General features: G+C 67.8%; 14 protein-coding genes. 8 read left to right on the forward strand and 6 right to left on the reverse strand.

Annotated features, from left to right (window positions below; translation table 11 throughout):
- Positions 1-22 precede the first annotated feature (22 nt).
- Complete coding sequence (locus tag ACK4IU_RS11580; RefSeq protein ID WP_409735143.1) at positions 23-421, reverse strand: OsmC family protein; 399 nt, start codon at positions 419-421, stop codon at positions 23-25.
- Positions 422-461: 40 nt separating this feature from the next.
- On the opposite strand from ACK4IU_RS11580, the gene ACK4IU_RS11585 reads away from it, so the two are divergent.
- Together ACK4IU_RS11585 and ACK4IU_RS11590 are read left to right on the forward strand one after the other, a co-directional pair.
- Positions 462-965 (forward strand): GAF domain-containing protein, encoded by a 504-nt coding sequence (locus ACK4IU_RS11585; RefSeq protein ID WP_409735147.1) that lies wholly within the window; start codon positions 462-464, stop codon positions 963-965.
- Positions 962-1,291 carry a hypothetical protein gene (locus tag ACK4IU_RS11590; protein ID WP_409735150.1) on the forward strand — a complete coding sequence of 110 codons (330 nt, stop codon included), beginning with the start codon at positions 962-964 and terminating at the stop codon, positions 1,289-1,291. The genes ACK4IU_RS11585 and ACK4IU_RS11590 overlap by 4 nt, the downstream gene beginning before the upstream one ends.
- Here ACK4IU_RS11590 and ACK4IU_RS11595 read toward each other — a convergent pair.
- On the reverse strand, positions 1,288-1,746 hold the full coding sequence (locus ACK4IU_RS11595) for a DMT family transporter (RefSeq protein WP_409735153.1): 459 nt from the start codon (positions 1,744-1,746) through the stop codon (positions 1,288-1,290). The genes ACK4IU_RS11590 and ACK4IU_RS11595 overlap by 4 nt on opposite strands.
- Positions 1,747-1,832: 86 nt before the next feature.
- Here ACK4IU_RS11595 and ACK4IU_RS11600 point away from each other — a divergent pair, with 86 nt between their 5' ends.
- On the forward strand, positions 1,833-2,741 hold the full coding sequence (locus ACK4IU_RS11600; RefSeq protein WP_409735156.1) for a LysR family transcriptional regulator: 909 nt from the start codon (positions 1,833-1,835) through the stop codon (positions 2,739-2,741).
- A gap of 22 nt (positions 2,742-2,763) precedes the next feature.
- On the opposite strand, the gene ACK4IU_RS11605 is transcribed toward ACK4IU_RS11600, so the two are convergent.
- On the reverse strand, positions 2,764-3,936 hold the full coding sequence (locus ACK4IU_RS11605) for a glycosyltransferase (RefSeq protein ID WP_409735159.1): 1,173 nt from the start codon (positions 3,934-3,936) through the stop codon (positions 2,764-2,766).
- 256 nt (positions 3,937-4,192) lie between these two features.
- On the opposite strand from ACK4IU_RS11605, the gene ACK4IU_RS11610 reads away from it, so the two are divergent.
- From ACK4IU_RS11610 to ACK4IU_RS11630, 5 genes are all read left to right on the forward strand, one after another.
- Complete coding sequence (locus tag ACK4IU_RS11610) at positions 4,193-5,332, forward strand: ABC transporter substrate-binding protein (RefSeq protein ID WP_409735163.1); 1,140 nt, start codon at positions 4,193-4,195, stop codon at positions 5,330-5,332.
- 85 nt (positions 5,333-5,417) lie between these two features.
- Complete coding sequence (locus tag ACK4IU_RS11615; RefSeq protein ID WP_409735166.1) at positions 5,418-6,404, forward strand: ABC transporter ATP-binding protein; 987 nt, start codon at positions 5,418-5,420, stop codon at positions 6,402-6,404.
- 91 nt (positions 6,405-6,495) lie between these two features.
- Entirely contained in the window at positions 6,496-7,434 is a 939-nt protein-coding gene (locus ACK4IU_RS11620) for an ABC transporter permease (RefSeq protein WP_409735169.1), read from the forward strand.
- Complete coding sequence (locus tag ACK4IU_RS11625; RefSeq protein WP_409735172.1) at positions 7,424-8,233, forward strand: ABC transporter permease; 810 nt, start codon at positions 7,424-7,426, stop codon at positions 8,231-8,233. Before ACK4IU_RS11620 ends, ACK4IU_RS11625 begins: the two co-directional genes overlap by 11 nt.
- Before the next feature lie 16 nt (positions 8,234-8,249).
- On the forward strand, positions 8,250-9,677 hold the full coding sequence (locus tag ACK4IU_RS11630) for a gamma-aminobutyraldehyde dehydrogenase (protein WP_409735195.1): 1,428 nt from the start codon (positions 8,250-8,252) through the stop codon (positions 9,675-9,677).
- Between the two features lie 48 nt (positions 9,678-9,725).
- On the opposite strand, the gene ACK4IU_RS11635 is transcribed toward ACK4IU_RS11630, so the two are convergent.
- Genes ACK4IU_RS11635 through ACK4IU_RS11645 form a run of 3 tightly spaced genes read right to left on the reverse strand, consistent with a single transcriptional unit; the run spans position 9,726 to position 15,143 of the window.
- Positions 9,726-11,051 carry an HlyD family type I secretion periplasmic adaptor subunit gene (locus ACK4IU_RS11635; RefSeq protein ID WP_409735175.1) on the reverse strand — a complete coding sequence of 442 codons (1,326 nt, stop codon included), beginning with the start codon at positions 11,049-11,051 and terminating at the stop codon, positions 9,726-9,728.
- Between the two features lie 16 nt (positions 11,052-11,067).
- Positions 11,068-13,284, reverse strand: a complete 2,217-nt coding sequence (locus ACK4IU_RS11640) for an Ig-like domain-containing protein (RefSeq protein ID WP_409735178.1) — start codon at positions 13,282-13,284, stop codon at positions 11,068-11,070.
- On the reverse strand, positions 13,281-15,143 hold the full coding sequence (locus ACK4IU_RS11645; protein ID WP_409735181.1) for a type I secretion system permease/ATPase: 1,863 nt from the start codon (positions 15,141-15,143) through the stop codon (positions 13,281-13,283). Before ACK4IU_RS11645 ends, ACK4IU_RS11640 begins: the two co-directional genes overlap by 4 nt.
- Between the last annotated feature and the right edge of the window lie 129 nt (positions 15,144-15,272).

Raw genomic sequence — 15,272 nt, forward strand, 5'->3', positions numbered from 1 at the left:
ACCAGGCACGCTCCCCGTTGCCTCACGCCCGGCGGATCGTCCCGGTCAAGGGGATGGCAAGGGCGAGCGTGTTGGAAATGGTGCCGTATTTCAGGATGTTGCGATGCAGAAGTTCCAGCCGCGCATCGCTTTCCGGCGTATCGACCACGATCTCGTAGCGGATCGCCGTCAGTTTCGGCGGGGCATCCTGCCGGTCGGCGACAAGCGAGACGCTCATTCCGTCCAGCTGGAACCTCAACGTCGGACTGACGCGCTCTGCCCCCTTGATCATGCAGGCGGCAAGGGCGGACAGCAACAGCTCTACCGGGTTCAGGGCCTCCTTGCGGCCCTCCATGTCGGTCGCAAGGCGGACCTCGGCCCCATGGCTGCTGGCCAGACTACCGGTCGCGTCCAGCCGCCGCGCGCTGACTTCGTACTGCATGGGACGCTCCGCGATTGACAGCAGGCTTCGGGCAGGAACAATGCCGGAAATCCTCCGCCAGTCGTTGACCTGGCGCAAGTCGGGGCTGAAGGTGACCGCATTCTCCCAACTGCATGCAGACTGTGCCGCGCTGGGCACCCGGCTGTTCACCGTGACCGCGCTGGACGAGGCTGCGGCGGCGCACCGCAGGGTCTATACCTCGCATCCGCTGGAATATCCCGTGCAGGGCACGAAGCCGATGGAGAAGGACGCCTGGCATGCCATCTGCGTCGTCGCTCGCCGGACCTTTGTCGCGAACACTCCGGCCGAGTTTTCCGAACATTTCTTCGACCACGAGCTGATCGTGTCGCTGGGTCTTGGATCCTGCGCCAATCTGCCGGTCGTCGCCGACGGTGTCGTGCTTGGAACTGTGAACCTGCTGGCCGAGGCGGGGCATTTCACGCCGGAGAGGCTGGCCGCCTATCATGCCCTGGTCGGCAGGGCGGAACCGGCAATCTCGGCGGCGCTGGCCGGGTTTGGGCAGGCGGCAAGGTCAGGCACATGACCGGCGCAGCCGAGGTCGAGACCTTCCTTGCGCCGCTGGCCGCCATTGCCCGCAAGCTCCGGCACCTCGAAGGGCTGGTGTTCTGGGGCGGGGCCGACGGCTGGCCGGACAGCCCGTCCGAAGCGCTGGAGGCCGAAGAGATCGCCTTCTATGCCGAGGGCCTGCTGATCGACGGATTCGGGATGCACTGGGCGCTGGTCGCCGACGCCTCGGGCGAGGCGGACCACCTGCGGCTCTGCTTCTGGCAGGACGGCCCGCCGCCGCCCGCGCCGCCCCCAGGCTGGACGGTGCTGGAGCAGGGCCAAAGGCCGCCCGCGCCACCCTAGGCGCGCGACAGGATCACGCCCGCCAGCACCAGGCCCGCCGCGGCAATGCGCGTGGGTGTGACCTCGCGCACGGCGACGCCCAGCGCCCCGGTGGCGTCGATCACCATGGCCGCGGTCATCTGGCCGAGGATCAGCGCCGAGACCAGCGTCAGCACCCCCAGATTCGACACGCCCCAGACCGCCGTCAGCACATACCAGGCGCCCAGGCAGCCGCCGAGCAGCGTCCAGGCGGGAACCTTCGGCAGATCAAGGAACACCGCACCCTTGCCCTGCGCCAGGGCGATGACCAGCAGGACGACAAAGCCGACGGCGAAGGACACCGCCGCTGCCGGGACCGGCCCGCCCAGTTCCCGCGCCAGCGCGGCGTTGATCGGGGCCTGCATCGCAATCGCCGTTCCTCCCAGAACCACCGCCGCAAGGATCCACCACATTGCTGCCCCCTCGTTTTCCGGCATCAGACCACCTGCAAGACGCGGCTTCAACCCTTGCACAAGGGCCTATCTCCGGGTCAGATATGCGCGGTATCCTATCGCCGATTCCGATGGCATTCACCCTGCGCCAGCTTCAGTTCTTCATTGCCGCCGCCGAGGCAGGATCGGTCACGGGGGCCGCGCGCGCATTGTCGATCAGCCAGTCCTCGGTGACCGAGGCGATCCGAGGGCTGGAGGACGACCTGGGCGTCGTGCTCTTCGACCGGCAGGCGCGGGGGATCCTGCTCACGCACAAGGGCTCGGCCTTCCTGCGCCATGCGCGGCAGATCCTGGCCGACGTGGCCACCGCCCGGACCGCCTTCCAGAAAGAGGCCGAGGCCGCCAAGGGCCGGCTGTCGCTGGGCGTGACAAGCCTGGTCGCGGGCTATGTCCTGTCGGACATCCTGCAACGCTATCGCCGCGCCTTTCCGCAGGTCGAACTGAACGTGATCGAGGATTCGGGCGAATACCTTCAGCACCTCTTGATCGGCGGAGAGCTGGATGTAGCGGTTCTTCTGACCAGTTCCGTCCACGACCGGATGGCGCTGAACGTCGAGACGCTGCTGGTCTCGCCCTACCGGCTGTGGCTGCCGCTGGGACATCCGCTGGCGCAGCAGGAAAGCATCGCGCTGGAAGAGCTTGCCGGATCGCCGATGATCCAGCTGATGGTGGACGAGATCGAGGAATCCACCCGCCGCCTGACCGCCGCCCTGCCGGTCAAGCCGCAGATCGCCTTCCGCACCCGCAGCGTCGAGGCGGTGCGCAGCCTGGTGGCAACCGGCGCGGGCCTCGCGATCCTGCCCAGCCTCGTCTATCGGCCGTGGTCGCTGGAAGGCGACAGGATCGAGATCCGCGATGTCTCGGGCGACCTGCCCACGGTGCAGGTCGGCCTTGCTTGGCGCAAGGGCGCGCCACTGACCGGGCCGGCCTCGAACTTCATCCGGTCGGCGCAAGGCACGACCGTGGTGCGCCCGGGCTGATCCTTCGCCCTGACGCTGACGGTCAGGCTGCGGCGGGCAGCAGGTTGGTCCCCGCAATGCGGGCCAGATGTTCCATCCGGCGTCGGAACTCGGGCAGGAAGGCATGCGCCTGCGAGAAGGCCCAGGCATTGCGGCTGGCGCGAGTGATCGCCTCCGGATCGCGTGCAAGGGCGACCAGGCGTTCGGCCAGCACCTCCGGCTCGCCCAGGGGCGCACCCCAGCCCGCCTGCGCCTCGCCGTTCAGCCTTTGCCACATCCGGTTGTCGTAACTGGCCACCGCGACGCCGCAGCCCATCGCCTCGATATAGGTGCAGGACGGATCGGACTGCCGGTGGCACCCCAGGAACACATCGGCCTGCGTTCGGGTGAAGGGCACCAGTTCCGTCTCGAAATCCACCGCGCCGTGCAGGCGGATCCGCCCGGGATCGGCCAGGCGCCGCATCCCGGCGGCGATCTCGCCCTGCAACGAGCCGGTGCCGAAGATGTCCAGCGTGAAGTCCACCCCGCGCCGTTCCAGGACCTGCGCCACCGGAATCAGGTCCTGTGCGCCCTTCATCGGCTCCAGCCGGCCCGAGAAGATCAGCCGCATCGGGCCACCCGCCGCCCGCCAGACCTCGCGCGCGGCCATCTCGGCCTCGGTCGCGAAGAGGTCGGGTGTCATCCGGCCATCCAGATACAGAAGGGTGTCGGCGCACAGCGGCGCATACTGGTCGTATGCCGGATAACCGTTCGCCTGGAGCGCCGTCGCCCTGCGGAAGGCCCGCTCGCGCCGCTTTTCCTGCTGACGCAGCCAGAGCCGCCCGCGCAGCCGGCCCAGAAGGCTGCGGCTGCGGTCCAGATCCATGATCTGCAGCCGAGTCTCCTGCGTGTATTCGATCACGTAGACCAGCTTCTGCCCGGAATGCAGAAGGTCGGGCAGACCCAGACAGTGGAAGTCATCCCCTCCCGCATAGATCAGGTCGAACCCGGAAAGGTGCCGCTGCGTCAAGGCCTCGTCAGGGTCCAGAAGCACAAGCTCGAAGGGAAGCTCGTCAAGGCCGTAATCCCGGCCGAACGGGATCGAGGAGACCCCGCGTCGCAGGGCCACGGTCATCCGGCTGGGCCAAAGCCCCTGCTGGACGCGCATCCCCTCGACGAACTTGACATCCAGACGCAGGCGCCCGGCCGATTCGATCACCGGTGCGGGCGCAATCATCAACAAACTCGGCATCAACCCTCGACTCAACTTCCCACCCGAATCCCATCTGGGCCGAACAATCCCCAATGACGCAAGAGGCTTGCATCGGTCGGCCCGAAACACATCGGTAAACCCGATATCTGGCTTCAGTTTTTTGTCATTGTGAAACTTTCGTGGCAACCTAGGCTTATTTTGAAAGTCCGAATGAACGGACTCTTTGCGCATGCAAGAGACACACCAACGGGAGCCTGCCATGACATCCAGCCTCAGACTGATGGGAACCACGACCCTTGCCCTCTTGACCGGGCTCACCCCGGCCGTGGCCCAGGTGACCGCGCTCGGCGCGCCGGAAGGCCAGGTGAACATCGTCGCCTGGCCCGGCTACATCGAGCGCGGCGAGACCGACAAGGCCTTCGACTGGGTGACCAAGTTCGAGGAAAGCTCGGGCTGCAAGGTCAACGTCAAGACGGCGAACACCTCGGACGAGATGGTGGCGCTGATGAACGAGGGCGGGTTCGACCTGGTGACTGCCTCGGGCGATGCGTCGCTGCGGCTGGTGGCCGGCGACCGGGTGCAGCCGATCAACGTGGACCTGATCCCGTCGTGGAACACGGTGGACGACCGTCTGAAGAACGCCCCCTGGCACACCGTCGATGGTGTGCATTACGGCGTGCCCTACATGTGGGGCCCGAACGTCCTGATGTACAACACCGAGGTGTTCAAAGAGCCGCCGACCTCGTGGAACGTGGTCTTCGAGGAGATGACCCTGCCCGACGGCAAGTCGAACAAGGGCCGGGTCCAGGCCTATGACGGCCCGATCCACATCGCCGATGCCGCGCAGTACCTGATGTTCCACAAGCCCGAGCTTGGCATCACCTCGCCCTACGAGCTGAACGAGGACCAGTACAAGGCCGCGCTGGACCTTCTGCGCCAGCAGCGCAACCTCGTCAGCCGCTACTGGCACGACGCCTTCATCCAGATGGACGACTTCAAGAACGAGGGCGTGGTCGCCTCGGGCTCCTGGCCGTTCCAGGTGAACCTGCTGAAATCGGAAGGCCAGCCGATCGCCTCGACGATCCCGCAGGAGGGCGCGACGGGCTGGGCCGATACCACGATGATGCATGTGAACGCCGCGAACCCGAACTGCGCCTATCTGTGGATGGAGCATACCCTGTCCTCGAACCTGCAATCCGACCTCGCGGTCTGGTTTGGCGCCAACCCCAGCGTGCCGGCCGCCTGCACCGACGGGCGCGGCATGTCCACCGCCGAAAGCTGTAAGGCGAACGGCATGGAGGATTTCGAGAAGATCCGCTTCTGGACCACGCCGGTCTCGAACTGCGCCCAGGGCGACGGGGCCTGCGTGCCCTATTACCGCTGGGTGTCGGACTACATCGGCGTGATCGGCGGGCGCTGATCCAGAGCTCGGGTGGGCCCATGGCCCACCCATCGCCACGGTTTCCCTGCACATGGTGCGCTGTAGCGCACCCTACGGATCTCTCATGACTGCTGCCGTCGAATTCCAGAACGTGTCCCGCCATTTCGGCACGGTGAAGGCCGTGGATGGCGTGGACCTGACCATCGCGGAAGGATCGTTCTTCGCCATGCTCGGGCCGTCCGGCTCGGGCAAGACCACCTGCCTGCGGCTGATCTCGGGGTTCGAGAAGCCGACGGGCGGCACGATCCGCATCTTCGGCGAGGATGTCTCGGCCGTCCCGCCGCACCTGCGCAACGTCAACACCGTGTTCCAGGACTATGCGCTGTTTCCGCACATGAACGTGCGCGACAACGTGGCCTACGGGCTGATGGTCAAGGGCATGGGCCGTGCGCAGCGCCATGCGAAGGCCGAGGAGATGCTGGCGCTGGTGAAGCTTGACGGCTACGGCGACCGCAAGCCCGCGCAGCTGTCGGGCGGGCAGCGCCAGCGGGTGGCGCTGGCGCGGGCGCTGGTGAACGAGCCGCGCGTGCTTTTGCTGGATGAGCCGTTGGGTGCTCTGGACCTGAAGCTGCGCGAGGCGATGCAGGACGAGCTGAAGGCCTTGCAGCACAAGCTGGGGCTGACCTTCGTCTTCGTCACCCATGACCAGCACGAGGCCCTGTCGATGGCCGACCACCTCGCGGTGTTCAACGAGGGGAAGATCGCCCAGATCGGCACCCCACAGGATATCTACGACCGCCCCGCCACGCGGTTCGTGGCGGATTTCGTCGGTTCCTCGAACGTGCTGCCGCCCGAGCTGACCCGCGCCCTGGGCGGCCCCGCGCAATGGGCAAGCCTGAGGCCCGAGGCGACGCGGCTGGCCGCCACCGGGCCAGTGACCGGCACGGTGACCGCGCTGCGCTATCTGGGGTCGGGCACGCGGGTGGTGATCCGTGCGGGCGAGACCGAGATCGCCGCGCTCGTCCCCGCCGGGCAGCCGGTTCCGGCCGAGGGCGCGAGCACCGCCATCGCCTTCGACCACCAGGCGCTGCACCTGATGGGGGCGGCGTGATGGCTTGCGACCGGACCCGCGCCGGCAGGGGGCGCTGCCCCCTCGCGCCGTGCGGCGCTCACCCCCGGAGTATTTGGGAAAGGGCAAGCGCATGAGCCGGAGCGCCGTATTGCCCGCGCGCAGCCTGGCCGACCGGCTGACCGGCACCTTCTGGCGGCGGCCGGGGCTGTTGCTCGCGCTTCTGATCCTGCCGCCGCTGCTGTGGCTGGGCGTGGTCTATCTGGGATCGCTCTTCGCGCTTCTCTTGCAGTCCTTCTACTCGATCGACGAGTTCTCGGGGGTGGTGAAGGAGGAGTTCACGCTAAAAACCTATGCCGAGCTGTTCCGGGCGCAGAATCTGGACATCATCCTGCGCACCGTGCTGATGGCGGCCGCCGTGACGCTGGCCTGTGCGGTCCTGGCCTTCCCCGTCGCCTATTTCGCCGCGCGTTACGCCAAGGGTGGCTGGAAGGCCGCCTTCTACCTGGGCGTCATGCTGCCCCTGTGGTCGAGCTATCTGGTCAAGGTCTATGCCTGGAAGCTGATCCTCGCCAAGGAAGGCGTGCTGACCTGGGCGGCCGAGGGCACGGGCACCGGCTTCCTGATCGACGGGCTGCTGACGATCCCCGGCCTCGAGGGCTCGTCGCTGTCCACCTCGCCCTTCGGCACCTTCCTGGTCTTCGTCTATATCTGGCTGCCCTACATGATCCTGCCGATGCAGGCCGCGCTGGAGCGGGTGCCGACCTCGATGCTGGAGGCCTCGGCCGACCTGGGCGCCACACGGGGGCAGACCTTCCGCACGGTGGTCCTGCCGCTCGCCATGCCGGGGGTGATCGCGGGGTCGATCTTCACCTTCTCGCTGACCCTGGGCGACTACATCATCCCGCAGATCGTGGGGAATTCCTCGCGCTTCATCGGGCTGGCGGTCTATCAGTTGCAGGGCACGGCCGGGAACATCCCGCTGGCCGCGGCCTTTGCCGTCGTGCCCATCGTCATCATGCTGATCTATCTGACGCTGGCCAAGCGGGCGGGGGCCTTCGATGCACTCTGACCGCCCGTCCCTGCTCCTGAAGATCACCGCGATCGGCGGCCTTCTGTTCCTGCACCTGCCGATCCTGTTCATCTTCCTCTACGCCTTCACCACCGAGGAACGGACCTACCAGTTCCCGCCGCCGGGGCTGACGCTGAAATGGTTCTCGGTCGCCTGGTTCGACCGGCCCGACATCTGGCCGCCGCTCTACCTGTCGCTGAAGGTCGCGGCCATCGCCACCGTCATGGCGATGATCCTGGGCACGCTGGCCGCCGCCGCGATGAGCCGGGCGCGGTTCTTCGGGCGGGATCAGCTCTCCCTCCTCATCATCCTGCCCATCGCCCTGCCGGGCGTCATCACGGGGATGAGCCTGCGGTCGGCCTTCGGGATCATGGACATCCCGTTTTCCACCTGGACCATCGTGCTGGGTCACGCGACCTTCTGCATCGTGATCGTCTACAACAACGCGGTGGCCCGGATGCGCCGCCTGTCGGGGGGGATCATGGAGGCCAGCGCCGACCTTGGCGCCAATGCCTTCCAGACCTTCCGCTATGTGCTGCTCCCGAACCTCGGCTCGGCGTTGCTGGCCGGGGGGATGCTGGCCTTCGCGCTGTCGTTCGACGAGGTCATCGTCACCACCTTCACCGCGGGCCAGCAATCCACCCTGCCGATCTGGATGCTGAACGAGCTGGTGCGCCCGCGCCAGCGCCCCGTCACCAATGTCGTCGCCATCGTGGTCTTTGCCGCCACCTTCGTGCCGATCCTCATCGCCTACTACCTCACCCGCGGCGGCTCCGAGACCGCCGGCATGGGCAAATAGGGAGATACCCATGACGATCCAGACCAAGTTCCTCATCGGCAACAGCTTCGAGGCGGGGCAGGAAAGCCCCGAACCGATCCTGAACCCCCGCACCGGCGGGCTGATCCTCGAAGTGCCCGAGGCCTCGACCGCGCAGGTGGACCGTGCCGTCGCCGCCGCCCGCGCCGCCTTCGAGGGCTGGTCGCGGACGACGCCCGCCGAACGGTCGGCGGCGCTTCTGACCATCGCCGACCGGATCGAGGCCGAGGCGGATGCCTTTGCCCAGCTTGAGGCGCTGAACTGCGGCAAGCCGATCAACGCGGCACGGAACGACGAGATCCCGGCCATCGTGGACTGCTTCCGCTATTTCGCGGGTGCGGTGCGCTGCATGACCGGGACGGTGGCGGGGGAATATCTGTCGGGCCACACCAGCATGATCCGACGCGATCCGGTGGGGGTGATCGCCTCCATCGCGCCCTGGAACTATCCGCTGATGATGATGGCCTGGAAGCTGGGCCCGGCCATCGGCGGCGGGAATACGGTGGTGTTCAAGCCGTCCGAGCAGACCCCTCTCACCGCGCTGAAACTCGCGCAGATCCTGGCCGACGTGTTGCCCGAGGGCGTGGTCAACGTGATCGCGGGGCGGGGCCAGACGGTGGGCAGCTACCTCATCAACCACCCGCAGGTGGACATGATTTCCCTGACGGGCGACGTGGCCACGGGCAAGAAGATGCTGGACGCTGCCGCCAAGACCGTGAAGCGCACCCATCTTGAACTGGGCGGCAAGGCCCCCGTGGTGGTGTTCGACGACGCCGATATCTCGGAGGTGGTCGAGGGGCTGCGCGCCTTCAGCTTCTACAACGCCGGACAGGACTGCACCGCAGCCTGCCGGGTCTATGCCGGGAAGAAGATCTACGACAATCTGGTCGCGGACCTTACCTCGGCGGCGTCGTCCATCGTTCTGGGGGCGGAGGACGACGCCACCAATGAAATCGGGCCGCTGATCAGCCAGCGCCAGCGCGACCGGGTGGCAAGCTTCGTCAACCGCGCGCGCGAGTTGAACCACGTCCAGATCACCACGGGCGGCGAGGCGATGGAGCAGGGCTTCTACTACAAGCCCACCGTCGTCGCCGGGGCCAAGCAGGACGACGAGATCGTCCGGCGCGAGGTCTTCGGGCCGGTGGTCAGCGTGACGCCGTTCAGCGAGGTGGAAGAGGCCGTGACCTGGGCCAACGACAGCGACTATGGGTTGGCCTCGTCGGTCTGGACGAAGGACGTGGGGCGCGCGATGGCAACTGCGGCGCGGCTGCGCTACGGCTGCACCTGGATCAACACCCATTTCATGCTGACCAACGAGATGCCGCACGGGGGCCTGAAGCAGTCCGGCTACGGCAAGGACATGTCGGCCTATGCACTGGAGGACTACACGGTCGTCCGGCATGTGATGGTGAAGCACGGCGCCTGACGGATGAGGCGCGGGCAAGGCGGATCGCCCGCCCTGCCCGCCGCGGGATCACTCCTCGCGCAGCGCCCGCTCATACTGATCGACCAGGGGGCGGACGAAGTAGGACAGGGCCGTCTGTTCCTGAGTGGTCAGATAGACCTCGACCGGCATCCCCGGCATCAGCTCCATCCCGTCGAGGCTGTCCATCTCGCCGTCCAGAAGCTCGACATGGCCGGTGTAGAACGGCGGCTGGTCAGGCGCTGCCTTCGCTGTCGCGGGCGAGACGTAACTGACCGTCGCCGGCAATTCGGGCGTGGTACGATGGTTGAAGGCGGAAAAGCGGACCCGCGCCGGCTGGCCGAGATAGATCTGGTCGATCGCCGTGGTCGGCAACTGCACCTCGATGCGCAGTTCGGCGCCCTCGGGGACGATGGTGGCCAGCACCTCGGCCGGGGTGATGACACCGCCGACGGTGAAGACCGTCAGCTCGTTGATCCGCCCCGCGATCGGAGCGCGGATCTCGGTGCGCCCCAGCCGGTCGCTAACCGCCATGATCCGGTCGGACAGTTCCTGGATCCGCGATTCGACCAGGACGAGTTCCTTCTGCGCCTCGGTCTGGCCCACTTCCTCGACCGACAGGATGCGCATCCGCACCTCGCTGATGCGCGAATTCGACCGTGCGATGTTGGCGTCCAGTTCCCCCAGCCGACCACGCAGCTTGGTGATCTCGCGGGCGACGTCCTCGACCTTCGCGGCCTCGATCAGGCGCTTCTGGTCCAGATCGCGGATGCGTGCCTGGCTTGCCTCGACGAGGGAAAGCTCTTCAATCAGCGCCATCTTCTGGGCCTGGAGCGCGGCGATCTCCTCGCCGATCTGGGCGACGCCGAGTTCCAGTTGCTGGCGCTGGTTGGTGTAGTTCGCCATGTGGCCCGCGTGCAGCCGCCTTTCGCCGTTCAGGATATCGGCCAGGGCGGCCTCCCTCGTCAGAAGGTGGTCTGGAAAGACGACTTCCGGCAGGCCGTCGCGTTCCGCGATCAGGCGCGCGCGGCGGGCCTCGGCCTCGACCAGCTGGGCCTGGAGGATCGACAGTTCCGCCCGCGACTGGGCGTCGTCCAGCCGGAACAGCACCTGTCCCGCCTGAACCTCGTCGCCCTCGCGCACCAGGATCGCGGCGACGATGCCGCCATCGCGGTGCTGCACCTCCTTCAGGTTCTGGTCCACCCGGACCGTGCCGGTGGCGATCACAGCCCCCGACAACCGCGCCGTCACCGCCCAGCTGCCGACACCGCCGAGCAGACCGGCCGCAAGGACCAGGCCGAACAGGATCCTGCCGCGCAAACGGTCGTAGGGGCGGGCCGCCACGGAGGTCGTCGCATCGGTCGATTTGCCGGTCATCTTGCTCTTCCTCCGTTCAGGTCATCTGGGAGGACATGTCGAAGACATGCCCGCCGTCCAGCGCGAGGACCAGATCGATGCTGCGGTCGTGGTCGAAATCGACCTCGACGATCGTCCGCTGATAGTCCTCGGTCCAGTCGTGGTAGTAGCGAAGCTTCGGTTCGTCCGCGTCGAAGCGTTCGGAATAGTCCTCGAAGAAATCGTCGACCTGATCTTCGACTGCGCGTTGCGCCTTGCGCATGCTGAACCCCCCGCTTGCGCCGGAAAACTGCAGCAGGTCGGCCTCCGTGAAGTCGGTGATGCGGAACCTGGCCTGTTCCACCCGGTCGCCCGGAACGAAGGCAAAGACATCGCCGCCTCCGTTTCCGGTCAACGTGGCATTGCCGTCAGAGGCGAGGAACAGATCAGCCTCCCGGCTGCCGACAAAGACCTCGAAGCCCGCGAAGCTGTCCGCCGGGCCGTCACCTTCGCTGACGGATCCCGTCGTCAGGTCGAACCGCAGGCCCCGGCTGTCCTCGGCGGCGATCAATCCGTCGATGCCCTCGCCACCCTCCAGCCGGTCCACGCTGTCGTCGCGGTCGAGCGTCACGATGTCGTCGCCCGCACCGCCCAGCACCGTATCCGCCCCGGCGCCGCCGCAGAGGCTGTCGTCCCCGTCGCCGCCCTCCAGCAGATCGTCGCCGGCGGCCCCCAGCAGATGGTCGTCCCCTTCCCCGCCCGACAGCAGGTCGTCGCCCTCGCCTCCATCCAGCCCGTCGTTGCCGGCGCCGCCGAACAGCAGATCCGCGCCCGCATCGCCAAACAGGAGATCGTCGCCCTCGTCGCCGAAGACCAGATCGTCCCCGTCACCGCCCTCGATACGGTCGTTGCCCTCGCCCCCGGCCAGAAGATCGGCCTCCGTCCCACCGAACAGAGTATCGTGGCCGGTTCCACCGGTCATGGTATCTGCGCCCGCGCCGCCATCCAGCAGGTCGTCGCCCTCATCGCCGTGGATCTCGTCGTCGCCCTCTTCGCCGTAGAGCCGGTCATGCCCCGCCCCGCCGAAGATCAGATCGCTGCCCGCCCCGCCGGCGATGAGGTCGTCGCCGTCCTCGCCGAACAGCGTGTCCTGACCCGCGCCACCCGCGATGTTGTCGTCGCCCGCGCCGCCCCAGACCAGATCGCGCCCGCCGAAGCCGGCGATGTTGTCATGGCCCGCGTGGCCGAGGATCCGGTCGCGCCCCTCGGTTCCGGTCAGAAGATCGTCGTCCCCGGTCCCCTCGCGCAGGTTCTCGACCACGGTCAGGAGTGCGGACTGCCAGAGCTGGTGCAGCCCGTCGCTGATCGAGTACCGGATCTCGACCTCGCCCAGATGATCGAAGTCCGCCAGATAGCGCCATCCGGCGCTGCGCAGCTCGATCGTGCCATGGACCGGAGCTTCCAGCGTCACCGTCAGCGCGTCGCCATCCTCGTCCGTGGTGTGGGCCAGAAGATGAGACAGAGCAAAGGCCAGCGTCGCCCCGCTGCCGACATCCCCCAGCCAGACCGGCCCATTGTTGCGTGGCGGGCGGTTCCGCTGGGCACTGTCCGACGCCGGCCCACCCTGCGAACCGGAGGCGCCCACGCCTTCCCCGGTGGTGCCGCCTGTGGCGCCGTCCGTGCCGGAACCGGGATCATCCGGCCCCGGTTCGTCGTCTGCCGGGTCGGCGGGGGCCATCGCCTGCAACTCGGGCTCGCGCGCCTCCGGCCCAGGGAACAGGAAGGACGGCGGCAGGTCGGCCAGATCCGGTGGCAGGGGCTTTCGCGGGGGGATGAAGGGCGGCAGCGGCGTGTTCGCCGCCAGTACACGCAGCGCATCAGGCACCAGCGATGGCGTCTGCGGCAGCAGGATCGCCCGTTCGAAGGGGCCGAGGATGTCGGGCAGCGGCATCGCGCCGTCTTGCTCGTGGTCGGCGGCAGGCTTCCTGTCCACCTCCCCGGTCTGGCTGGAAGCAACGGCAAGCCGGGTGCGCGACACAGATGGCCCGGGGCCCGCGTCATTGCCGGGATTCGCGGGCCTCGCGTCCTCGTCGGCACCGGCGGCCCGGGCCGGCTCGGCCCAGAGGAACGATCGGAGATAGACCGCGAGGCCCAGGAGTCCGGCCAGAACACCTGTCACCGCGCCATGGCCAGGTTCCAGCGGCTTGCGCAGGCCGAGCGGATCAGTAGGATCCTGCGCAGGTTGCGCCGTGCGGGTTCCCTTGACCTCGATCATGATGCCCCCACTCCCTTGCCTCCGGCGATGATGGCCGGCTTCACCGCCTTGAGCGGCTTGATCAGGTTGACCGGCTTCATCGGATCCGTCTTCCGTGGCCGGCGCTTCGCGGCGTTCGCGGGTGCGGGGGCCGGATTCGCCGGTGAAGCGGAAGGCTCGGCGGCCGTCCGGGCCGCAGCCGGCGCCGCGGTCGGGGCAGCCGGCGCCGCGGCGGCCGAGGCCGGACGCGGATTCATGATCTGGTCGCGCGGTCCGAAGGCCTGCAACTTGCCGCGCTGGATCACCGCTACCAGGTCGCAGGATTGCAGCACCGAGGGACGGTGCGCGATCACTACCACGATGCCGCCGCGCTGCCGGACACCTTCGATCGCGGCGGTCAGCGCCGCCTCGCCTTCCGGGTCGAGATTGGCGTTCGGCTCGTCCAGCACGACGACGAAGGGATTGCCGTAAAGCGCCCGCGCCAGGCCCAGGCGCTGACGCTGGCCGCCGGACAGGGCCGTGCCCATCGGGCCGAGATGGGTGCGATAGCCGTCCGGCAGCCGCACGATCATCTCGTGTACCGCGGCGGCCCGGGCGGCCTCGACCACAAGCGCCGGGTTGGCCTCGGGGTCGAGCCGGGCGATGTTCTCCTCTACGGTCGCATCCAGCAGCGCCACGTCCTGCGGCAGATAGCCGACCGACAGGCCGCGATCGGCGTCGCTCCATTGCGACAGTTCGGCATCGTCCATCCGCACAGCGCCGCGCAGCACCGGCCAGACCCCGGTCAGCGCACGGGCCAGCGTGGATTTGCCGCCGCCGCTCGGCCCGATGACGCCGATGACCTGGCCTGCCGTCGCCTCGAACGAGACATCGGACAGAAGCACCCGTCCGTTGCCGGGGGCGGCGACGGTGATACCCTCGACCTTCAGCGACCGGACCGGGGGTGGCAGCCGCATCGGCGACGGCTGGCGGTCCAGCACCTCGAGCGTCTCGGTCACACGCTTCCAGGCGGCGCGGGCGGCAACGATCTGCTTCCAGTTGCCGATGGCCAGGTCGATCGGCGCCATGGCGCGCGAGGCGGCGATGGTGGCGGCGATGATCGCCCCGGCCGAAAGCTCCCCGAGCATGGTCAGATAGGCCGCCATCCCGAGGACGGCCGATTGCAGCAGCATCCGCAGCACCCGCGACACCGCGCCATAGGTGCCAGAGATGTCGCTGGTGCGGGTCTGGATCTCGAGATGGGTCTCGTTCGCGGCGGAGAAGCGCCCAATGGCGCGGTCGGCGAAGCCCATGGCCTTCAGCACTTCGGCGTTTCGCGCGTTGGAATCGGCGATGGCGTTGCGCTGGATCGTGGCGGCGACGGTGGCCTGGCTCCATTTCCGGGTGCGCAGTTCGGCAAGGATGGCGATCAGCGTCAGCACCACCGCCCCCGCCAGCGTCAGCGCCCCAAGGGTCGGGTGCAGGACATAGACGAAGACCAGGAACAGCGGCATCCAGGGCAGGTCGAAGATCGCCGCCGGCCCCTGCGAGGCGAAGAAGCCGCGCACCGTATCGACATCGCGGCCCCGCTCCAGCGCCTCGGCGGTGGAATAGCCCAGCCGGGGCATGTCGATGGCCACCCGATGCGCGACCGGGGCCAGCCTGCGGTCGAGCCGCGCCCCGATGCGGATCAGGATCTGCGACCGCAGGATGTCGAACAGGCCCTGGAAGAGATACAGCCCGATGGCCAGCAGCGAGATCGCCACCAGCGTCGGGACCGATCCGCTGACCAGCGCCCGGTCATAGACCTGCAACATGTAGAAGGATCCCGTCAGCGCCAGGATGCTGATGATCGCCGACAGGAACGCCAGGAACAGCACCAGTCCCCGGATCCGACCCACGGCCTCGCTTGCGGCGCCTCTGGTCTTGCGATTGCGACCCGACATTCTCTGCCCTCACGTCCTGAAAATGGATGGAGCCCGACCGACCCCGCCCCCGGAAGCCGCGATGGCTCCGGGGGCGGGCGGCCT

This window comes from Tabrizicola flagellatus (assembly GCF_046295235.1).
Taxonomy (GTDB): domain Bacteria; phylum Pseudomonadota; class Alphaproteobacteria; order Rhodobacterales; family Rhodobacteraceae; genus Tabrizicola; species Tabrizicola flagellata_A.

Excerpts from the sequence above, each read along its gene's own strand:
- ACK4IU_RS11600 (WP_409735156.1), top strand. The coding sequence starts at position 1,833 with ATGGCATTCACCCTGCGCCAGCTTCAGTTCTTCATTGCCGCCGCCGAG.
- ACK4IU_RS11635 (WP_409735175.1), bottom strand. The coding sequence starts at position 11,051 with ATGACCGGCAAATCGACCGATGCGACGACCTCCGTGGCGGCCCGCCCC.
- ACK4IU_RS11610 (WP_409735163.1), top strand. The coding sequence starts at position 4,193 with ATGGGAACCACGACCCTTGCCCTCTTGACCGGGCTCACCCCGGCCGTG.
- ACK4IU_RS11615 (WP_409735166.1), top strand. The coding sequence starts at position 5,418 with ATGACTGCTGCCGTCGAATTCCAGAACGTGTCCCGCCATTTCGGCACG.
- ACK4IU_RS11595 (WP_409735153.1), bottom strand. The coding sequence starts at position 1,746 with ATGCCGGAAAACGAGGGGGCAGCAATGTGGTGGATCCTTGCGGCGGTG.
- ACK4IU_RS11590 (WP_409735150.1), top strand. The coding sequence starts at position 962 with ATGACCGGCGCAGCCGAGGTCGAGACCTTCCTTGCGCCGCTGGCCGCC.
- ACK4IU_RS11620 (WP_409735169.1), top strand. The coding sequence starts at position 6,496 with ATGAGCCGGAGCGCCGTATTGCCCGCGCGCAGCCTGGCCGACCGGCTG.
- ACK4IU_RS11585 (WP_409735147.1), top strand. The coding sequence starts at position 462 with ATGCCGGAAATCCTCCGCCAGTCGTTGACCTGGCGCAAGTCGGGGCTG.
- ACK4IU_RS11625 (WP_409735172.1), top strand. The coding sequence starts at position 7,424 with ATGCACTCTGACCGCCCGTCCCTGCTCCTGAAGATCACCGCGATCGGC.
- ACK4IU_RS11605 (WP_409735159.1), bottom strand. The coding sequence starts at position 3,936 with ATGATTGCGCCCGCACCGGTGATCGAATCGGCCGGGCGCCTGCGTCTG.
- ACK4IU_RS11580 (WP_409735143.1), bottom strand. The coding sequence starts at position 421 with ATGCAGTACGAAGTCAGCGCGCGGCGGCTGGACGCGACCGGTAGTCTG.
- ACK4IU_RS11640 (WP_409735178.1), bottom strand. The coding sequence starts at position 13,284 with ATGATCGAGGTCAAGGGAACCCGCACGGCGCAACCTGCGCAGGATCCT.